This is a genomic window from Glutamicibacter sp. AGC46, assembly GCF_053543715.1.
This window is the reverse complement of the sequence record NZ_JBLVOJ010000025.1, coordinates 453,994-469,391: the sequence shown is the minus strand read 5'-3', so window position 1 is coordinate 469,391 and position 15,398 is coordinate 453,994. Positions and strand designations below refer to the sequence as shown.

16 protein-coding genes are annotated in these 15,398 nt (G+C 60.6%); 8 read left to right on the top strand and 8 right to left on the bottom strand.

The window, feature by feature from the left end; translation table 11 throughout:
• Positions 1-42 precede the first annotated feature (42 nt).
• A complete protein-coding gene (locus tag ACNPM8_RS17175) occupies positions 43-777 on the bottom strand; it encodes a FadR/GntR family transcriptional regulator (protein ID WP_133833421.1) in 735 nt (244 codons plus the stop codon).
• A gap of 208 nt (positions 778-985) precedes the next feature.
• Here ACNPM8_RS17175 and gndA point away from each other — a divergent pair, with 208 nt between their 5' ends.
• Positions 986-2,425: an NADP-dependent phosphogluconate dehydrogenase gene (gene gndA, locus ACNPM8_RS17170; RefSeq protein WP_105657765.1), complete on the top strand. Its 1,440-nt coding sequence runs from the start codon at positions 986-988 to the stop codon at positions 2,423-2,425.
• A 500-nt stretch (positions 2,426-2,925) separates the two neighbouring features.
• Here the strand turns inward: gndA and ACNPM8_RS17165 are convergent, their stop codons facing one another.
• On the bottom strand, positions 2,926-3,504 hold the full coding sequence (locus tag ACNPM8_RS17165) for a TetR/AcrR family transcriptional regulator (RefSeq protein WP_332727893.1): 579 nt from the start codon (positions 3,502-3,504) through the stop codon (positions 2,926-2,928).
• 92 nt (positions 3,505-3,596) lie between these two features.
• Here ACNPM8_RS17165 and ACNPM8_RS17160 point away from each other — a divergent pair, with 92 nt between their 5' ends.
• The 3 genes from ACNPM8_RS17160 to ACNPM8_RS17150 are packed head-to-tail and all read left to right on the top strand — an operon-like array spanning position 3,597 to position 5,469.
• On the top strand, positions 3,597-3,989 hold the full coding sequence (locus tag ACNPM8_RS17160; protein ID WP_332498661.1) for a DUF1304 domain-containing protein: 393 nt from the start codon (positions 3,597-3,599) through the stop codon (positions 3,987-3,989).
• A gap of 51 nt (positions 3,990-4,040) precedes the next feature.
• The gene (locus ACNPM8_RS17155; protein ID WP_400342343.1) at positions 4,041-5,051 is read left to right on the top strand and encodes an NADP-dependent oxidoreductase; all 1,011 of its coding nucleotides are present in this window, start codon (positions 4,041-4,043) and stop codon (positions 5,049-5,051) included.
• Positions 5,017-5,469, top strand: coding sequence for a hypothetical protein (locus ACNPM8_RS17150; protein WP_448940432.1), 453 nt, complete (start codon positions 5,017-5,019; stop codon positions 5,467-5,469). Before ACNPM8_RS17155 ends, ACNPM8_RS17150 begins: the two co-directional genes overlap by 35 nt.
• On the opposite strand, the gene ACNPM8_RS17145 is transcribed toward ACNPM8_RS17150, so the two are convergent.
• Positions 5,470-5,970, bottom strand: a complete 501-nt coding sequence (locus ACNPM8_RS17145; protein WP_448940276.1) for an N-acetyltransferase family protein — start codon at positions 5,968-5,970, stop codon at positions 5,470-5,472.
• 2 nt (positions 5,971-5,972) lie between these two features.
• Complete coding sequence (locus ACNPM8_RS17140; protein ID WP_448940275.1) at positions 5,973-8,234, bottom strand: ATP-binding cassette domain-containing protein; 2,262 nt, start codon at positions 8,232-8,234, stop codon at positions 5,973-5,975.
• Between the two features lie 130 nt (positions 8,235-8,364).
• On the opposite strand from ACNPM8_RS17140, the gene ACNPM8_RS17135 reads away from it, so the two are divergent.
• Together ACNPM8_RS17135 and ACNPM8_RS17130 are read left to right on the top strand one after the other, a co-directional pair.
• Positions 8,365-8,877 (top strand): hypothetical protein, encoded by a 513-nt coding sequence (locus tag ACNPM8_RS17135; RefSeq protein ID WP_448940274.1) that lies wholly within the window; start codon positions 8,365-8,367, stop codon positions 8,875-8,877.
• Between the two features lie 297 nt (positions 8,878-9,174).
• Complete coding sequence (locus ACNPM8_RS17130) at positions 9,175-10,455, top strand: dicarboxylate/amino acid:cation symporter (protein ID WP_400342347.1); 1,281 nt, start codon at positions 9,175-9,177, stop codon at positions 10,453-10,455.
• Positions 10,456-10,637: 182 nt separating this feature from the next.
• Here the strand turns inward: ACNPM8_RS17130 and epsC are convergent, their stop codons facing one another.
• From epsC to msrA, 3 genes are all read right to left on the bottom strand, one after another.
• A complete protein-coding gene (gene epsC / locus ACNPM8_RS17125) occupies positions 10,638-11,222 on the bottom strand; it encodes a serine O-acetyltransferase EpsC (RefSeq protein ID WP_105657773.1) in 585 nt (194 codons plus the stop codon).
• 142 nt (positions 11,223-11,364) lie between these two features.
• Positions 11,365-12,300 (bottom strand): cysteine synthase A, encoded by a 936-nt coding sequence (cysK, locus tag ACNPM8_RS17120; RefSeq protein ID WP_332489254.1) that lies wholly within the window; start codon positions 12,298-12,300, stop codon positions 11,365-11,367.
• Between the two features lie 128 nt (positions 12,301-12,428).
• A complete protein-coding gene (msrA, locus tag ACNPM8_RS17115) occupies positions 12,429-12,956 on the bottom strand; it encodes a peptide-methionine (S)-S-oxide reductase MsrA (RefSeq protein ID WP_332489255.1) in 528 nt (175 codons plus the stop codon).
• 132 nt (positions 12,957-13,088) lie between these two features.
• Between msrA and ACNPM8_RS17110 the strand changes: the two genes are divergently transcribed.
• Together ACNPM8_RS17110 and ACNPM8_RS17105 are read left to right on the top strand one after the other, a co-directional pair.
• Positions 13,089-14,042, top strand: a complete 954-nt coding sequence (locus ACNPM8_RS17110; protein ID WP_448940273.1) for a Nif3-like dinuclear metal center hexameric protein — start codon at positions 13,089-13,091, stop codon at positions 14,040-14,042.
• A gap of 12 nt (positions 14,043-14,054) precedes the next feature.
• Positions 14,055-14,438, top strand: a complete 384-nt coding sequence (locus tag ACNPM8_RS17105; RefSeq protein ID WP_332489260.1) for a VOC family protein — start codon at positions 14,055-14,057, stop codon at positions 14,436-14,438.
• Between the two features lie 74 nt (positions 14,439-14,512).
• Here the strand turns inward: ACNPM8_RS17105 and ACNPM8_RS17100 are convergent, their stop codons facing one another.
• The gene (locus ACNPM8_RS17100) at positions 14,513-15,292 is read right to left on the bottom strand and encodes a YaaA family protein (RefSeq protein ID WP_448940272.1); all 780 of its coding nucleotides are present in this window, start codon (positions 15,290-15,292) and stop codon (positions 14,513-14,515) included.
• Between the last annotated feature and the right edge of the window lie 106 nt (positions 15,293-15,398).

The following is a 15,398-nucleotide window of genomic DNA, read 5'->3' as shown; positions in this document are numbered from 1 at the left end:
TCCCCCCCCGGGCGGATTCGCATTTAAGAAGGGAACGCCGGGTTACTGGGAGCTCTTGGCCGGGTCCACGAACAAGCGCGGCGCGCCGTCCCAGAGGCTGCAGATCTCGTTGTGCGTCCGGCGCATGATGCTTTCCATGTTCTTCCGCGCGCTGGCGGAGTCCGAATTGGAGATGGCATCGGCGACCGACTGGTGCCAGAGCAACGCTTCCTCGTGCGGGCGTTCAGGCATCAGGCCCAATTCGGTACGGCCGCGCAAAATCGCACCGATCGGGGTGGAGAGGTTCGCAAACATCTCATTGCCGGAGGCGGCCAGCACCACAGCGTGGAATCGGACATCCAGTTCCAGGAAACGTCGCAAATCGCCTTGGCGCCCGTAATGGTTCATCTGCGCCGAGAGCATCATCAGCTCCTTGCGCATCGCTTCGGGGGCGAACTCGGCCGCCAGTTCCGCGGCCATCGGCTCTACGGAAATGCGCAGCTCGGTCAGCGAGCGCAGCTGTGCGCCCTTCTGGTCGCTGGCCAGCCGCCAGCGGATGACATGATCGTCGTAGGGGTTCCAGCGCTCCGCTCCCAGCACGCGGATGCCCACGCGCTTGGTGCTGGTGACTAAGCCGCATTGGGCCAGAACGCGGATCGCTTCACGGATCACCGAACGCGAGACCTGGAGCTTCTGCTCGAGGTCGGCGGCGAGGATAATGGAGCCGCGCGGAATTTGCCCGCTGATAATGCGAGAGCCGAGGTGCTCAACCACATGAGCGTGCAGACTAGTTGCCATGGGGTCAGTTTAGCCAATGACTTGCGCCAAATCAGACTATGGCGAGTCGATCCGCGAAATAAATATGCTTTAATTTACGCGATCCTCTGTAAAACACGGGCGTCGCCCTTGTAGGATGGAAATGTCACGTGGCCGTGAACAGGGATCGTGACTCATCCGGTCTCTGCTTGGCGGTTCAACTCCCCGTAATCGATGGAGACTTATTTTTATGCCTGCACAGATTGGTGTCACAGGTCTGGCCGTCATGGGCGCAAACCTTGCCCGTAACTTCGCTCGCAACGGATACACCGTCGCCCTGCACAACCGCTCGGTCGGCAAGACCGATGCGCTGCTTGAAGCACATGGCGATGAGGGCGATTTCATTCGCACCGAAAGCCTGGAAGAGCTGGTAGCAAACCTCGAAACCCCGCGCCGCGTGCTGATCATGGTCAAGGCCGGCGGTCCAGTGGACTCGGTTATCGACCAGCTGGTGCCGCTGCTCGAAGAGGGCGACGTGGTCATCGACGCCGGCAACTCGCACTACACCGACACCCGCCGCCGTGAAGCTGCCCTGGCTGAAAAGGGCCTGCACTTCGTGGGCATCGGCGTTTCCGGTGGCGAAGAGGGCGCACTGCTCGGCCCATCGATCATGCCCGGCGGTTCCGCTGAATCCTACAAGTCGCTGGGCCCGATGCTGGAAAAGATCTCCGCCAAGGCCGACGACGGCGCACCGTGCTGCGCTTGGATCTCCACCGACGGCGCCGGCCACTTCGTGAAGATGGTCCACAACGGCATCGAATATGCCGACATGCAGGTTATCGGCGAAGCCTACGATCTGATGCGCAGCGCCGCCGGCATCGAGCCAGCCAAGCAGTCGGAGATCTTCAACGAATGGAACCAGGGCGAACTGTCCAGCTTCCTGATCGAGATCACCGCTGAGGTGCTCGGCCACGTCGATGCTTCCACCGGCAAGCCGCTGGTCGACGTTATCCAGGACTCCGCAGGCCAGAAGGGCACCGGCCGTTGGACCGTGCAGTCCGGCCTGGATATGGGCTCGCCTGTTTCGGCCATCGCCGAATCGGTCTTCGCCCGCTCCCTTTCCTCGCAGCGTGATATCCGCGCCGTGGGCCAGAAGGTGCTGACCGGCGAAACTGCCGAGGTCACCTTGCCGGAGAACTTCGTCGAGGATGTGCGCCAGGCGCTGTTCGCTTCGAAGCTCGTCTCCTACGCGCAGGGCCTCGACATGCTCACTTCGGCTGCCGGCGAATACAACTGGGACCTGAAGCTCGACGAGATTGCTGGCCTGTGGCGTGAAGGCTGCATCATCCGCGCAGCCCTGCTCAAGGACATCACCGCTGCCTACTCGGCAGGCGAGAAGCCTTCGAACTTGCTGTTCGCTCCGGCATTCGCTGAAGCCATCAACAAGGCAGTTCCAGCATGGCGCCGCGTGGTTTCCGTTGCTGTCCAGCTGGGCATCCCTGCACCAGTGTTCTCCTCGTCGCTGGCTTACTACGATGGCCTGCGCCGCGACCGTCTGCCAGCAGCCCTGACCCAGGGCCTGCGCGACTACTTCGGTGCGCACACCTACCGTCGCACCGACAAGGAAGGCACCTTCCACACGCAGTGGAGCGGTGACCGTACCGAAATCGCTGCCGAGGACACCCACTAAGCGGAGTGATTTGACGCTAGCAGCAGCTGGCTGATCCGAAGCCCACCAGTTCAATTCGATTGAACTGGTGGGCTTTTGCCATTTGGGCCCTTCTGCGCGCTGTCCCGCTTAGCTGGAACTGGCAGCCGTGGGGCGTGCTCAGCAGAATGCTGGGTGGGATAGGCGCAGGTCCCGGCCAGCGCCATGCGCTCAGGGGAGAACGGATCCTAGCGGCGCGGAAAATCGGTGCGGCAGCCAAAGCCAGTTGGGTTTTCTGCGGCAAGCGCGACGAATAAGGCCCCCTGCGTGCGAACTCATCTGCCAAGCATGCGCCGGTGATTGCAGAACGATCTGCAGCTGGCGGCAGTCGGCGGAGCCCCCGCGCATCGAGCCGGCAGCCCTCCGCGATGCATTCACTGAATGGATCCGTGGATCAGCGCCTGGCTAGAAGCAATCCGGACAACAGGTGCCCCAGGGCTTGCGCCTTAATCCCGGAAAGGAATAGGTGCAGAAGGCCGGTACTAGTCTTCCAGCAAGTTCTCGGCGCATTGCAACAAGCGAACAGCTTCACTGGGGGAGATGCGCACCAGTGCGAAGGCCGCTACCACCAGGCCGGTAATGGTGTCGCTCAGCAGGGCATGGCGTTCTACTGAAAGATCCGGACGAAGGGCATGCAAGCCACGGCCCATGGCTTCATCAAGTTCTTCCCGGTACGCGGAAATGATGGCGGCGATTTCGTTCTCTGCTGCAATCGGTGCGCTGGCGGTGTTGATCAGCAGGCACCCATGGGCTGCAGGCAGGGACTCCGGCTTCGCGAAAACGGAAGCAAGCCCACGCAGATAGTCTCCCAACGCCTGTGAAGGTACTGGGTCCTGGAGCAGCGGACGCAACCGCGGGCGGACAATTTCATTGAGGTAGCTGTTCACTGCGGCGTCGAACAGTCCGCGCTTGGAGCCGAAGGAGTTGTAGATGCTTGAACGGCTCAGGCCCGTGGCATTTTCAAGTTCGGGAATGGACGTGGCCTCGAAGCCTTTGGACCAGAACACCGAGCGGGCGTTCTGGATAGCCGTTTCCTTGTCGAATGCAGATGTACGCGCCATCACACCCACCTCCTCTTTTCGTAACGACCATTCCAGTATATATTGAAATGGACGTTACAGAATAGTTGCCTTCCCAACACCAAGGACAAGCCATGATCATCGCCGCGCAGATCTTCGCAACCGCCGCTGCCCTGCTCCACATCTACATCTTCTCGATGGAGTCCATCACCTGGACCACTGGAAAAACCCGCGCTTTGTTCAAGACCAGCGAGGCTGAAGCAGAAGCAACGCGCGAAATGGCCTTCAATCAGGGGTTCTACAACCTCTTCTTGGCAGTTGCCGCACTTGCCGGGGTGATTGCCTTGGGTATGGGCCACTTGGCTGCGGGTGCCACGTTGGTCTTCGCCGGAGCCGGCTCCATGCTGGCCGCTGCGTTGGTGCTGGCACTGGGAAGCCCGGGCAAAGCCAAGCTGGCCGTCAAGCAGGGGATGTTCCCGCTGCTGTCAGTTGCGCTGCTGGTCCTCGGCCTGGCGCTGGGCAACTAGAACGACACCGAGAGTTTCCAATATCACCGAGAATTGAAAGAACTGGTAACCATGACTGAAGCAACCAGCACGCAGATCCTGCTCGCCTCCCGTCCGTCCGGTTGGCCAACGCAGGAGAACTTCACCGTCCAGACCGTTGAGCTGCCGGAGCTGAAGACCGGTGAAATCCGGGTGCGCAACGAGTTCATTTCCGTGGACCCGTACATGCGCGGACGCATGAATGACACCCGTTCCTACATCCCGCCATTCAAGATTGGCGAGCAGATCCTCGGAGGCGCAATCGGCCGTGTCATCGAGACCGCGGACGAAGCGTTCCCGGCAGGTACCCTGGTCCAGCATCAGCTGGGCTGGTCTGACACCGTGCAGGCTGACTCTGCCAATTTCAAGTCCGCACCTGATCTGCCCGGCGTTTCCTCGTCGCTGCGCCTGCACATCTTGGGAATGACCGGCTTGACCGCCTATGTAGGCCTGAGCGCAGTCGCCAATCTTGCCGAGGGCGAGACCGTCTTCGTCTCCGGCGCTGCAGGTGCCGTGGGTACGGCTGCCGGGCAGATCGCCAAGCTCATGGGTGCCAAGCGCGTCATCGGCTCGGCCGGCAGTGCAGAGAAGGTTGAACTGCTGACCAGCAAGTACGGCTACGATGCCGCCTTCAACTACAAGGATGGCGATGTCCGCGGGCAGCTGGCCGCCGCAGCCCCGGAAGGCATCGATGTCTTCTTCGACAACGTGGGCGGAGACCACCTTGAAGCCGCCCTGGCAGCGTTCAACGATGGCGGTCGTGCTGCCCTGTGTGGCGCTATCGCCAGCTACAACACCACCGAGTCGACTCCTGGCCCGCAGAACATGGCCAACTTGATCACCCGCGGCCTGAAACTGCAGGGATTCACCCTCTCCAGCTACCTTGACCTCGCCCCGGAGTTCGGCGAGCGCATGGGCAAGTGGTTCTCCGAAGGCAAGATCGCCTACGACGAGACGATCGTGGATGGCATCGAGAATACCGTGGACGCCTTCCTTGGCATGATGCGCGGTGCGAACACCGGCAAGATGCTGGTGCGCATCTAATTCCGCCAACCCGAAGACTGCTCCGGCCCGACCCCCGATTCAGGGGCTAGGACCGGAGCAGGAACGGTTAAGGTGGTGGCTGGGGCGCGGGGCCGGGAATCCTGCTCTCGCTCTAAGCTGGATACCGGCCGGGCAATGGTGGCTGCGTGTTCAGTACGCCATCGACCGGTGCCTGTCCCAAGACATCACCGAGCAGAACGTCGGTACCTCGATGCTCGACCGGCTGCAAGGCCTCAGCGAGCTGCCCGAAGCCCGGGACAAATTGCGCCAACTCAGCTCCACGGGAATCCGCGCGACCCCCGATCCTGGCCCCGAATACGGCACGCTGATTCGCCAAGCGCAGCTGGTGCTGAAAATCGACGCGAAACTGGGTCGTGGGAGCGACCCGGACATCGTCGGGATTCTCTCCGCTTGCTAGCTACCTGATCATTCTTGCGTCGGTAATTTTCGGAGCAGCCGGGTCGTCCTCGCTCACGCCGTCGAAGGCGAATCCGTTGCGTTCGTAGAATCGGATGGCACGCGGATTCTGGGCCGCCACCCACAGCACGGCCGGCTCATCGCCAAGGACTGCATCCAGCAGCGCCTGCCCTGTTCCGTCGCCATGGAAGTCTTCCAGCACATACAGGTTGTACAGCTGGCGAGAGACGTTCTCCGGTATCCCGTCGGTATTCCCCATGGGTGATGCAGAGAACGCGAATCCGACAAGCTTCCCGTCCTCATTTTCCGCCACCGAAATCCTGAAGAGCGGATTCGGGTCCTCCAGAACCCTGTCCCACATGCGCAGCCGCTGCTCACTGTGGGCAGGGTCGAAGAAACCATCTGGCAGCAGCTGCGCGTAGGTTTCTTTCCAGCATTCGACATGCAGCCTGGCAAGCTCCTGCGCGTCGGCAGGCAGCGGTTTCCTGAGCTTCTGGGCCATTCCTATCCCTTGATGTAGTCGGACAGATGAACTCCGGTCAGCGTGCCCGAGGCGGCAAGGTCAGCCGGGGTCCCTTCGAAGACAATGCTTCCTCCCTCGTGCCCTGCCCCGGGACCCAAGTCAATGACCCAGTCGCAGTGGGCTACCACCGCCAGATGATGCTCGATGACCACGACGGTATTGCCTTCATCGACCATTTCATCGAGCAGGCGCAGCAGGTTCTGCACGTCAGCCATGTGCAATCCTGTGGTTGGCTCGTCCAGGATGTAGGTACCGGCGCCCTGGCCCAAATGGATAGCCAGCTTGATTCGCTGCCGTTCGCCGCCAGAAAGCGTGTTCAGCCGCTGTCCCAGTTTCAGGTATCCCAGACCCACCTGGTTCAGGCGTTCGAGCACGGCCTTCGCCTTGGGTACTTTGAGCTGCTCCAGCGCTTCTTCCATGCTCAAGTCCAGGACTTCGGCAATGTTCAACCCATCCAGGGTGTATTCCAGCACATCAGCGGTGAATCGCTTGCCGCCGCACTGCTCGCAAGGCAGGGCCACTCCGGCCATGGAAGCCAAATCCGTATAGGTGTACCCGACACCGCTGCACCCCGGGCACGCTCCGGCCGAATTGGCGCTGAACAGGGCAGGCTTCACGCCGTTGGCTTTCGCAAATGCCGCACGGATCGGATCCATGATCCCGGTATAGGTGGCCGGGTTCGAACGCCGGGAGCCTCGGATGGCGGTTTGGTCCACCACCGCCACGTCATCACGTTTGGCGATTGTCGAATGGATCAGCGTGGATTTGCCGGAACCGGCGACACCGGTGATTGCGCACATCACGCCGGTAGGGATATCCACGGAAACATTCTTCAGGTTGTGCAAGGAGGCACTGCGCACTTGCATGGACCCCTGTGCCTCGCGCGGGTTCGCATTGAGCGCAGCACGCGTGGTGAAGTGCTTTCCGGTCAGCGTATCGCTGGACAGCAGGCCGTCCACTGGACCGCTGTAGCAAATGGTGCCGCCATGGGTACCAGCGCCCGGGCCCAAGTCGATCACGTGGTCCGCGATGCCAATGACCTCTGGCTTGTGCTCCACCACCAGCACGGTATTGCCCTTGTCCCGAAGGCCAGCCAACAACCCGTTCATCCGCTGGATGTCATGGGGATGCAATCCAACGGTGGGCTCGTCGAAGACATACGTGACATCACTGAGCGCTGATCCAAGATGCCGGATCATCTTCACGCGCTGGGCTTCGCCGCCCGAAAGGGTCCCCGCCGGACGGTCAAGGGACAGGTAGCCCAACCCCAAATCCACCATGGATTTGAGCACTGCCTTCAAATTGGCTATCAGCGGCGCGGCATCCGGGATCTGGATCTTCTCGAGGGTTTCGAGCAGTTCGGAAACCTGCAGGGCAGTCATGTCCGCGATTCCCAAGGAATTGATCTTCGAAGCGCGAGCGGCCTGGCCGAGCCGTGATCCGGCGCAGGCAGAGCACGGTGCGGTCGTGGAGATGCGATCGATCCAGGCACGAATATGGGCTTGCTTGATCTCCCTGCCCGAATGGATGTAATTGGACTTGATGCGCGTGACCAAACCGGAATAGCTCATGTTGGCCCCATTGAGCTTGACCTTGCCTGCTTCCTCGTGGAGCAAGCGGTCAAGCATGGCACTGGGCATGTCACTGAGCTTCATGTCCAGATCTGCTTGCGTGCCGGCAGTCAGTGTCTGCCACAGCCAGGAATCCGGGGCAAAGTTCGGTGCCTTGATGGCTCCCTCGTTCAGCGTCTTGTCCCAATCCAGCAGCTCATCAAGGTCGATGCTCGCCTCGGTGCCGAAACCCTCGCACACCGGGCACGCGCCCTGGCCGAGATTAAACGAGTACGCGCCAGCACCGCCGGCGCTCGGAGTGGAATAACGCGAATACAGAACGCGCAAGAGCGAGTAGGCGTCGGTAGCCGTGCCCACGGTAGAACGCGAATTCGCACCCATGCGTTCCTGATCGACCACGATGGCCGTGGAGAGATTCTCCAGCACTTCTACATCAGGCCGGGGCATCGAGGGCATGAAGCTCTGGATGAAGGTCGTATACGTTTCATTGATCAGGCGCTGGGACTCTGCGGCAATCGTGCCGAACACCAGGGAGGACTTGCCCGAACCGGAAACACCGGTAAACGCGGTAATGCGCCGTTTTGGAATATCGACGTCAACACCTCGCAAGTTGTTTTCCCCGGCTTGGCGTACTCGAATGGTGTCATGGCTATCGGCAGGGTGCTGGCTCATGCCCCAAGCCTACTGAGAAATGCCCCAACCGACACCTGCCATAGGACAGCGGACTTGCAATCGCTGCCGATTCGCGTGGAGTATCGAACCCATAAGGAATCAGCGACCCCTTGCGAGAACGGACAAAGCCATGCCGGATAGAACTACGAAACGACTCAAGTTCAGCTCGGTGGCGGCACTGGCCGGCTGCCTTGCGCTCGCCGGTTGCGGCAGCACTGCAGGTGGCACCGCAAGCCAGGAGCCGTCAACTCCTGAAGCCAGCCCGACGCAGTCCGCGTCGCCAACGGCATCCACTTCGGGGGATGCCGGGGAGTCGGAGCAATCCGAAACTATCGGGGGCCAAGAGCTGGGCAAGCTCCCATCGAGCGCCACCGAGTATGCAGATGCCCTGGTCGTTGCTTGGGGCAATGGAAATGAAGCCCAGATGAAGCAGCTGGCCACCGTTCAGGTGGTCGACTTGCTCACTGGCCATTCTGCGGCGGGCGGACCGAACTGGTCGCAAACGGGCAGCGATGCCGGAGCCGGGTCGGTCTTCGTGAGCTATGAAAATGCCGATGGCGGATCCGTGCTCAACCTCCGCGTGCAAAGCCAGGTGGTGGGCCAGGGCCAGGAGCAAGGCGTAGTCGAAGCGAACTTCGAATAATCAATGAATCCAAGCCAGGGCGGGACTGCTTAATGGGGCAGATCCGCCTTGCTGCCGTTAAATCGACGAATATTCAACTCCTGAACCCTTGCCGCACCAGGGATCGAACCTGATTGAACGTGTTGCGATTTACGGTAGAGAATATTCGGCAGAAGGGCGTATTCTCGTAACACTCAATCCATTCACAGGATTTCGGTGTAACAAAAATTACGTCTATCATGATTGAGGCGTGCGCCACGACACACTTGTGGCCCGTCCAACAGTGCGCTCCGATCCCTAACCGTTTAAAGGACATTCATGAAGCTGCTGAAATCTATCCCACTGCTTGGCTGGGTGCTCGTTGCCATCCTGCTGGGTATTCTGCTTGGCCCGGTTATGCCGGTGTGGCTAGGAAGCGTATTCCTGACCTACAACTCGATCTTCTCCGGATTCCTTGGATTCATCGTGCCGTTGATCATCTTCGGCTTGGTGGCACCGGCTATTGCTGAACTCGGCAAGGGCGCAGGAAAGTGGTTGGGCATCACCGCGGTCATCGCCTACACCTCCACCCTGTGCGCGGGACTGCTCGCGTACTTCGTGAGCCGTTGGCTATTCACCAAGTCGCTTTCCGGCGGTGGCGTCGAGGAAGTTGGCGCAGGCGAAGGATCAGGTTTCGAACCGTATATTTCCCTGGTCGGCAGTGCGGGCGAATCGGCAACCGAAATCGTGCTGACTCCGCTGATGGGCGTCATGACTGCACTGGTACTGGCATTCATGCTGGGCCTGGGCCTGACGGCCTTCCGATCCACCGTGATCTTCCGCGGGACAGTGGAGTTCCGCAGCATTATCGAGATGGTGATCCGCCGTGTGATTGTTCCCGCGTTGCCGCTGTTCATCTTCGGAATCTTCCTGGATCTGTCCGCTGCCGGGGACGCCGTCACCGTAGTGCAGAAGTTCCTCTTCGTCGCCGTGGTCTCCTTCGCACTGACCCTGGTTGTCCTGCTGGTGCAGTACTCCATCGCTGGGGCGATGAACAAGCGCAACCCGCTGGCCGCACTGTGGGGGATGCGCAATGCCTACTTCACCGCATTGGGTACTTCCTCCTCGGCTGCAACCATTCCGGTGACGCTGGAATCAGCCAAGAAGAATGGTGTTTCCGATACGGTAGCCGGCTTCGTCGTCCCGCTGTGCGCCACCATCCACCTCTCAGGCTCGATGGTCAAGATCACCTGCTTCTCCATCGCAGTGCTCCTGCTGACCGGTGGCGACGTTTCCTTCGGCACCTACTTCCCATTCATCCTGATGCTCGGCGTCATGATGATTGCGGCACCAGGCGTGCCAGGTGGCGCTATCGCCGCCGCTGCCGGACTGCTCGCACAGATGCTGGGCTTCGGCGAGGTCGAAGTCGGCCTGATGTTCGCAGCCTACATTGCCCTGGATAGCTTCGGCACCGCAACCAATGTGACCGGTGACGGCGCGCTGGCCATGATCATGCACAAGCTGACCCGTGGCAAGCTCGGCGCCCAGCCCCAGGATCCTGAGGACGAGGTCGTAGAGCTGGCCGATGGCACCGAAGCTGCGGACCACAAGCTGGCCTAAGCGGCTTCCATCACTCGCAGAGGCATCGATGCCCGGTACCAGACTCGCAATGGTACCGGGCATCGATGTTTTGCTTTGCCGGCAAGGGTCGGGGCCAAAGCGAAAACCCGCCCAGCAGGCGGACCGTGGCCGGTCCGTGTGCTGGGCGGATTTGTTCCGCGGCAGTGGCAGGAGGAATAGAACTAGATCCACATGGCCGGGTCGATGTACTCGGCCGGGTCTACAGCAGGCTTGCGCTCTTCGGGCCTGCGCGGACGGTTCTGTGCGGGGATTCCGGTGACAATCGAGCCTTCCGGAGCATCCTTGACGACCACGGCGTTCGCGCCGATGGCGGAATCGGCACCGATCACGATCGGGCCGAGCACCTTGGCTCCGGCACCGATGACCACGCGGTCACCGATGGTCGGGTGGCGCTTGACCTTGGCCAGTGAACGGCCGCCGAGGGTCACCCCGTGGTACAGCATGACGTCATCGCCGATTTCGGCAGTCTCGCCAATGACGATGCCCATGCCGTGGTCGATGAAGAAGCGGCGCCCAATGGTGGCGCCGGGATGGATCTCGATCCCGGTCAGGGCGCGGTTCGCCTGGGATAGCAAACGCGCTGGCCACTTCAGCGAGGGGTTCTGCCACATCTTGTGGGCCAACCGGTGCAGCCAGATCGCGTGCAGTCCGGAATACACGAAGAAGTTTTCCGGATCGCTTCGCGCTGCCGGATCGTGCTGGCGTGCGTTGGCCAAATCCTCACGCAGGCGGGAGAAAAAACTCATGAATACTACCTTAGGGGTTGCGGTTCGCTCGGGGACAATCCGCAGATGTCACACAGCAAATCGGCGCGAGCTGCACCGATACAGGTCTCTCTATAGACCCAACAGTGGCTCGCGCCGATTTATTCTGTTTCTGCAAATTTACTTAGCCGCGGATGTCGTCGAAGAGCAGGGTGGAGATGTAGCGTTCACCGAAGTCCGGGATGATCGCAACGATCTGCTTGCCGGCGTTCTCTTCACGCGCGGCGATCTGTACCGCACCCCAAACGGCTGCGCCAGCGGAGATGCCGCCGAGGATGCCTTCCTTGACGCCCAGCGCGCGAGCGGTCGATACCGAATCCTCGATGCTGGCATCAAGGACTTCGTCGTACAGCTCGGTGTCGAGCACCTCGGGGATGAAGTTCGCTCCCAGTCCCTGGATCTTGTGCGGGCCGGGCTTTCCGCCATTGAGGATCGGGGAATCCTTGGGCTCAACGGCCACGATCTTCAGGTTTGGATTCTTTTCCTTCAGGTAGCGGCCTGCACCGGTGATAGTGCCACCGGTACCGATGCCGGCAACCAGGATATCGATCTTGCCTTCGGTATCAGACCAGATCTCCGGACCGGTGGTCTCTGCGTGGACCTGCGGGTTGGCGGTGTTGGCGAACTGCTGCGCCCAGATAGCGTTCTCGGAAGTCGCAACAATTTCCTTGGCCTTCTCCACAGCACCGCGCATGCCGTCGGCGCCCGGGGTCAGTACGATCTCGGCGCCGAAAGCGCGCAGCATCACACGGCGCTCGGTGGACATGGTTTCAGGCATGGTCAAGATGACCTTGTAGCCGCGGGCTGCACCGACCATCGCCAGCGCGATGCCGGTGTTGCCCGAAGTGCCCTCAACGATGGTGCCGCCTGGCTTCAACGCACCAGAGGCCTCGGCTGCATCAACGATGGCCACGCCGATGCGGTCCTTGACGGAGTTCGCCGGGTTGTAGAATTCCAGCTTCACAGCGATGTTCCCTGGCAGGCCCTCGCCGACGCGGTTCAGCTTCACCAGCGGGGTGTTGCCGACGACTTCGGTGACGTTGTTGTAGATCTTGCCCATCTTGTATGCAATCCTTACGTGACTCTATGCGGCCGCAGTTTAGTTGCGGCGAAATAATTGCCGGAATCTGGCGTAACCGCCGGAGACCTATGAGGTTCACAACTAACCCTAGTAGGCCAAAAGCGCGACTAGGCTTCGTTTAGCCATTGAGCGTAATATTTCCTGACTTTCGCGATCTTTGGATCGATAATCACGCGGCAATAGCCGACTTCCTGGTTTTCGGAGTAATAATCCTGATGGATTTGCTCGGCAGGATAGAAATCTTTGGACTCTTCCAGCGTAGTGACGATCGGATTGGGGTATACGCGCGAGAACTTCTCGATGGCGTCCTGGAAGAGGCCGCGCTGCTGGTCATCGAGCGGGAACATCGCCGAGCGGTACTGCGTGCCCACATCGTAGCCTTGGCGGTTCAGCGTGGTGGGGTCGTGCACGGTAAAGAACATGTCCAAGATGACTTCGGCCGGAACCACTTGTGGGTCAAAGATCACGGCGACACCTTCGGCATGGCCAGTGGTGCCGCTGCAGACTTCGCGGTAGGCCGGATCCTTGGTGTGGCCGCCGATGTATCCGGAAATCACGGCGTGGACGCCACGGGTTCGCTGGTACACGGCATCCAAGCACCAGAAGCAGCCGCCGGCTAGTACGAAGGTGCTCAGCTTGGTGTCCTGGACTTCCAGGAACGGGCTGAATTGATGAGGGGACTGAAGGCTGGGAATACTCACACAGTTCACAACGTTGCGGCGTTGCATTCTGTTCCATCCCCATACCCACCGCGTAGGGTGGTGGGTATGCAGAGCAAGGCAGATAACTCGCAAGACCTGAGGAAGAGCAGTGATTCCCTGGACGCCTCGACGCTCAAGCCCGTTACCGGAGAAACACCAGAGCAACCGGTGGAAGACACCTCGGTTCCGCAGACCACCTTGGGTAACGTCCTTGAAGCAGCAGAGGAACTTTGGCCAAAATCATTGGCCGAAGATTGGGATGCCGTTGGCCTGGTGACCGGACGCACCAGCCAGCAGATTTCCAAGATCGTGATGGCTGTAGATCCAACGCTGGAGGTGATCGAGGATGCAATCGAGCGTGGGGCCGATCTGCTGATCACTCACCACCCGTTGCTCCTGCGCGGAGTCACCCAGGTTGCCGGCACCAATTTCAAGGGCGAAGCCATTCACCGCCTGATCGAATCCGGAACCGCATTGCTTACGGCGCACACCAATGCCGACAGCGCCATCGGGGGAGTCAACGATGCTCTCGCCGATGCCTTCGGGCTGAAGGACTGCGTGCCGTTGATCGAGTCCAAGGACGGACTGCCAGAAGAAGGCTTGGGACGAGTTGGCTTCTTGGAGAAGCCGATGAAGCTCGAGGATTTCGCTGAACGCGTTTACACCGTGCTCCCAGCGGTGGCTGGCGGTGTACGTGTCGCCGGAGACCGAACGGGCATCATCCGGAAGGTCGCCCTCTGCGGCGGTGCCGGCGATTCCCTGTTTGACGCGGTGCGCTCGCACCAGGCCGATGTCTACGTGACTGCTGATCTGCGCCACCACCCGGCAAGCGAAGCACGCGAAGCTGCCAACGGCGGGTTCCCTTACCTGATCGATGTTTCCCACTTCGCTTCGGAATGGGTCTGGCTGTCGGCTGGTGCCCGCGCCTTGGGCAACGTGCTCAACGATCTTGGGCACACCGTGGAGATCGAGGTTTCCCAAGTGAATTCCGATCCATGGGACTTCGTGCTGACTCCTTAGTCAGTGAATTCCATGCTGCATCATCTGGAAATATGGGTTGAGGATTTGGCAGCCAGCACAGCTTCCCTGGGCTGGCTGCTCACTCGCCTTGGCTATGTGGTGGATTCCCAATGGGCTGACGGCATCAGCTATGCCCGCGACGGATTCTATATAGTCCTGGAATCCGGACCGGATGCCAAAAAGCAACGGCATGACCGCCTGGGTCCCGGGCTGAATCATTTGGCTTTCCATGCTGGCACCAGGCAGGCGGTGGAAACGTTGGCTTCCCAGGCGCTGGATCACGGATTCACCCTGATGTTCCCGGAGCTGCACCCGTACGCCGGGGGACCAAAGCACTACGCGGCGTATTTGGAAGATGCTGCCGGATTCGAGATTGAACTAGTCGCAGCGCTTTGACGAAGCCGCATTAGCCATGCCAGCACCCTTCATCGGCAGAGCACCAGCCGCCTTTGGCGACTTGCCCAAGGACGTTAATTCACGGTGGTGAACTGGTGGTCTTCCGGCAACAGGATGTTCAGCGCCAAGCCCTTCTTGTCTTCGATGAGGGACGCTTCCCACTTGGTCTGGACCAGTTCGAGCAATTCTCCAGGGTTTTCCGGTGCGACCGGTTGCTGGACCAGGAAACCGGCGACCTCGCCACGGGTGTGCTTGGCAAAGTGAGAGACCACCTTCGGGACCCCATTGCGCATCTGGAAGACGTTGACCGCAACGGTGTTGCCATTGGCCGGCTTGTAGGCGGCCGCATAGGTGCTCGATCGCGCGTCCACGATCAGCTGGTCGCCGGAGACCGCATCCAGCACCGGAGCCAGACGCTTCTTCCACCAGGTGGCCAGCTTGCCCAGCGGCTCGAGCTTGACCGACATCGACAAGCGGTAGGGCGGAATGCGATCGCCAAAACGCACGGCACCCCACAGGGCGGAGACCACGATGATGGATTCATCGGCGCGACGCTGCGCTGCTTCATCCAGGCTTGCGTAGTCCAGGGCCTCGAAGAGCACCCCCGAGTAGATATCGTGCGCCTTGGCTGCGGGCTCGGTGTGCAGATTGATATTCCGCGCTACTTCCTTGGCCAGCGAGGCTCCGACTCCCAGCAGGTCCATGGCATCTTCGCGGGCTGAGACTTCAGCAAGGGCGTCAAGCACCAGCCGGCGTTCCCCGGAAAGCTCCGGAAAAGACAGATCCTCGATTTCGAACGGAGAACCTTCGGCGTGGGCGGTTTTGCCTTCGGAAGGCGGCAACAAAATAAGCACGCGTTCCAGCTTATCGGAGTTCACCTGATCTTCTGCCCAGGGCATGTACCCGCAGCGCAGATCTGGCTAGGCTGAACCCACGACCCAGCAGCGCTTCACGCAGAGC

Excerpts from the sequence above, each read along its gene's own strand:
- epsC (WP_105657773.1), bottom strand. The coding sequence starts at position 11,222 with ATGAGTTTTTTCTCCCGCCTGCGTGAGGATTTGGCCAACGCACGCCAG.
- ACNPM8_RS17175 (WP_133833421.1), bottom strand. The coding sequence starts at position 777 with ATGGCAACTAGTCTGCACGCTCATGTGGTTGAGCACCTCGGCTCTCGC.
- ACNPM8_RS17140 (WP_448940275.1), bottom strand. The coding sequence starts at position 8,234 with ATGAGCCAGCACCCTGCCGATAGCCATGACACCATTCGAGTACGCCAA.
- ACNPM8_RS17165 (WP_332727893.1), bottom strand. The coding sequence starts at position 3,504 with ATGGCGCGTACATCTGCATTCGACAAGGAAACGGCTATCCAGAACGCC.
- ACNPM8_RS17105 (WP_332489260.1), top strand. The coding sequence starts at position 14,055 with ATGCTGCATCATCTGGAAATATGGGTTGAGGATTTGGCAGCCAGCACA.
- ACNPM8_RS17145 (WP_448940276.1), bottom strand. The coding sequence starts at position 5,970 with ATGGCCCAGAAGCTCAGGAAACCGCTGCCTGCCGACGCGCAGGAGCTT.
- ACNPM8_RS17155 (WP_400342343.1), top strand. The coding sequence starts at position 4,041 with ATGACTGAAGCAACCAGCACGCAGATCCTGCTCGCCTCCCGTCCGTCC.
- ACNPM8_RS17160 (WP_332498661.1), top strand. The coding sequence starts at position 3,597 with ATGATCATCGCCGCGCAGATCTTCGCAACCGCCGCTGCCCTGCTCCAC.
- gndA (WP_105657765.1), top strand. The coding sequence starts at position 986 with ATGCCTGCACAGATTGGTGTCACAGGTCTGGCCGTCATGGGCGCAAAC.
- ACNPM8_RS17130 (WP_400342347.1), top strand. The coding sequence starts at position 9,175 with ATGAAGCTGCTGAAATCTATCCCACTGCTTGGCTGGGTGCTCGTTGCC.
- cysK (WP_332489254.1), bottom strand. The coding sequence starts at position 12,300 with ATGGGCAAGATCTACAACAACGTCACCGAAGTCGTCGGCAACACCCCG.
- ACNPM8_RS17135 (WP_448940274.1), top strand. The coding sequence starts at position 8,365 with ATGCCGGATAGAACTACGAAACGACTCAAGTTCAGCTCGGTGGCGGCA.
- ACNPM8_RS17110 (WP_448940273.1), top strand. The coding sequence starts at position 13,089 with ATGCAGAGCAAGGCAGATAACTCGCAAGACCTGAGGAAGAGCAGTGAT.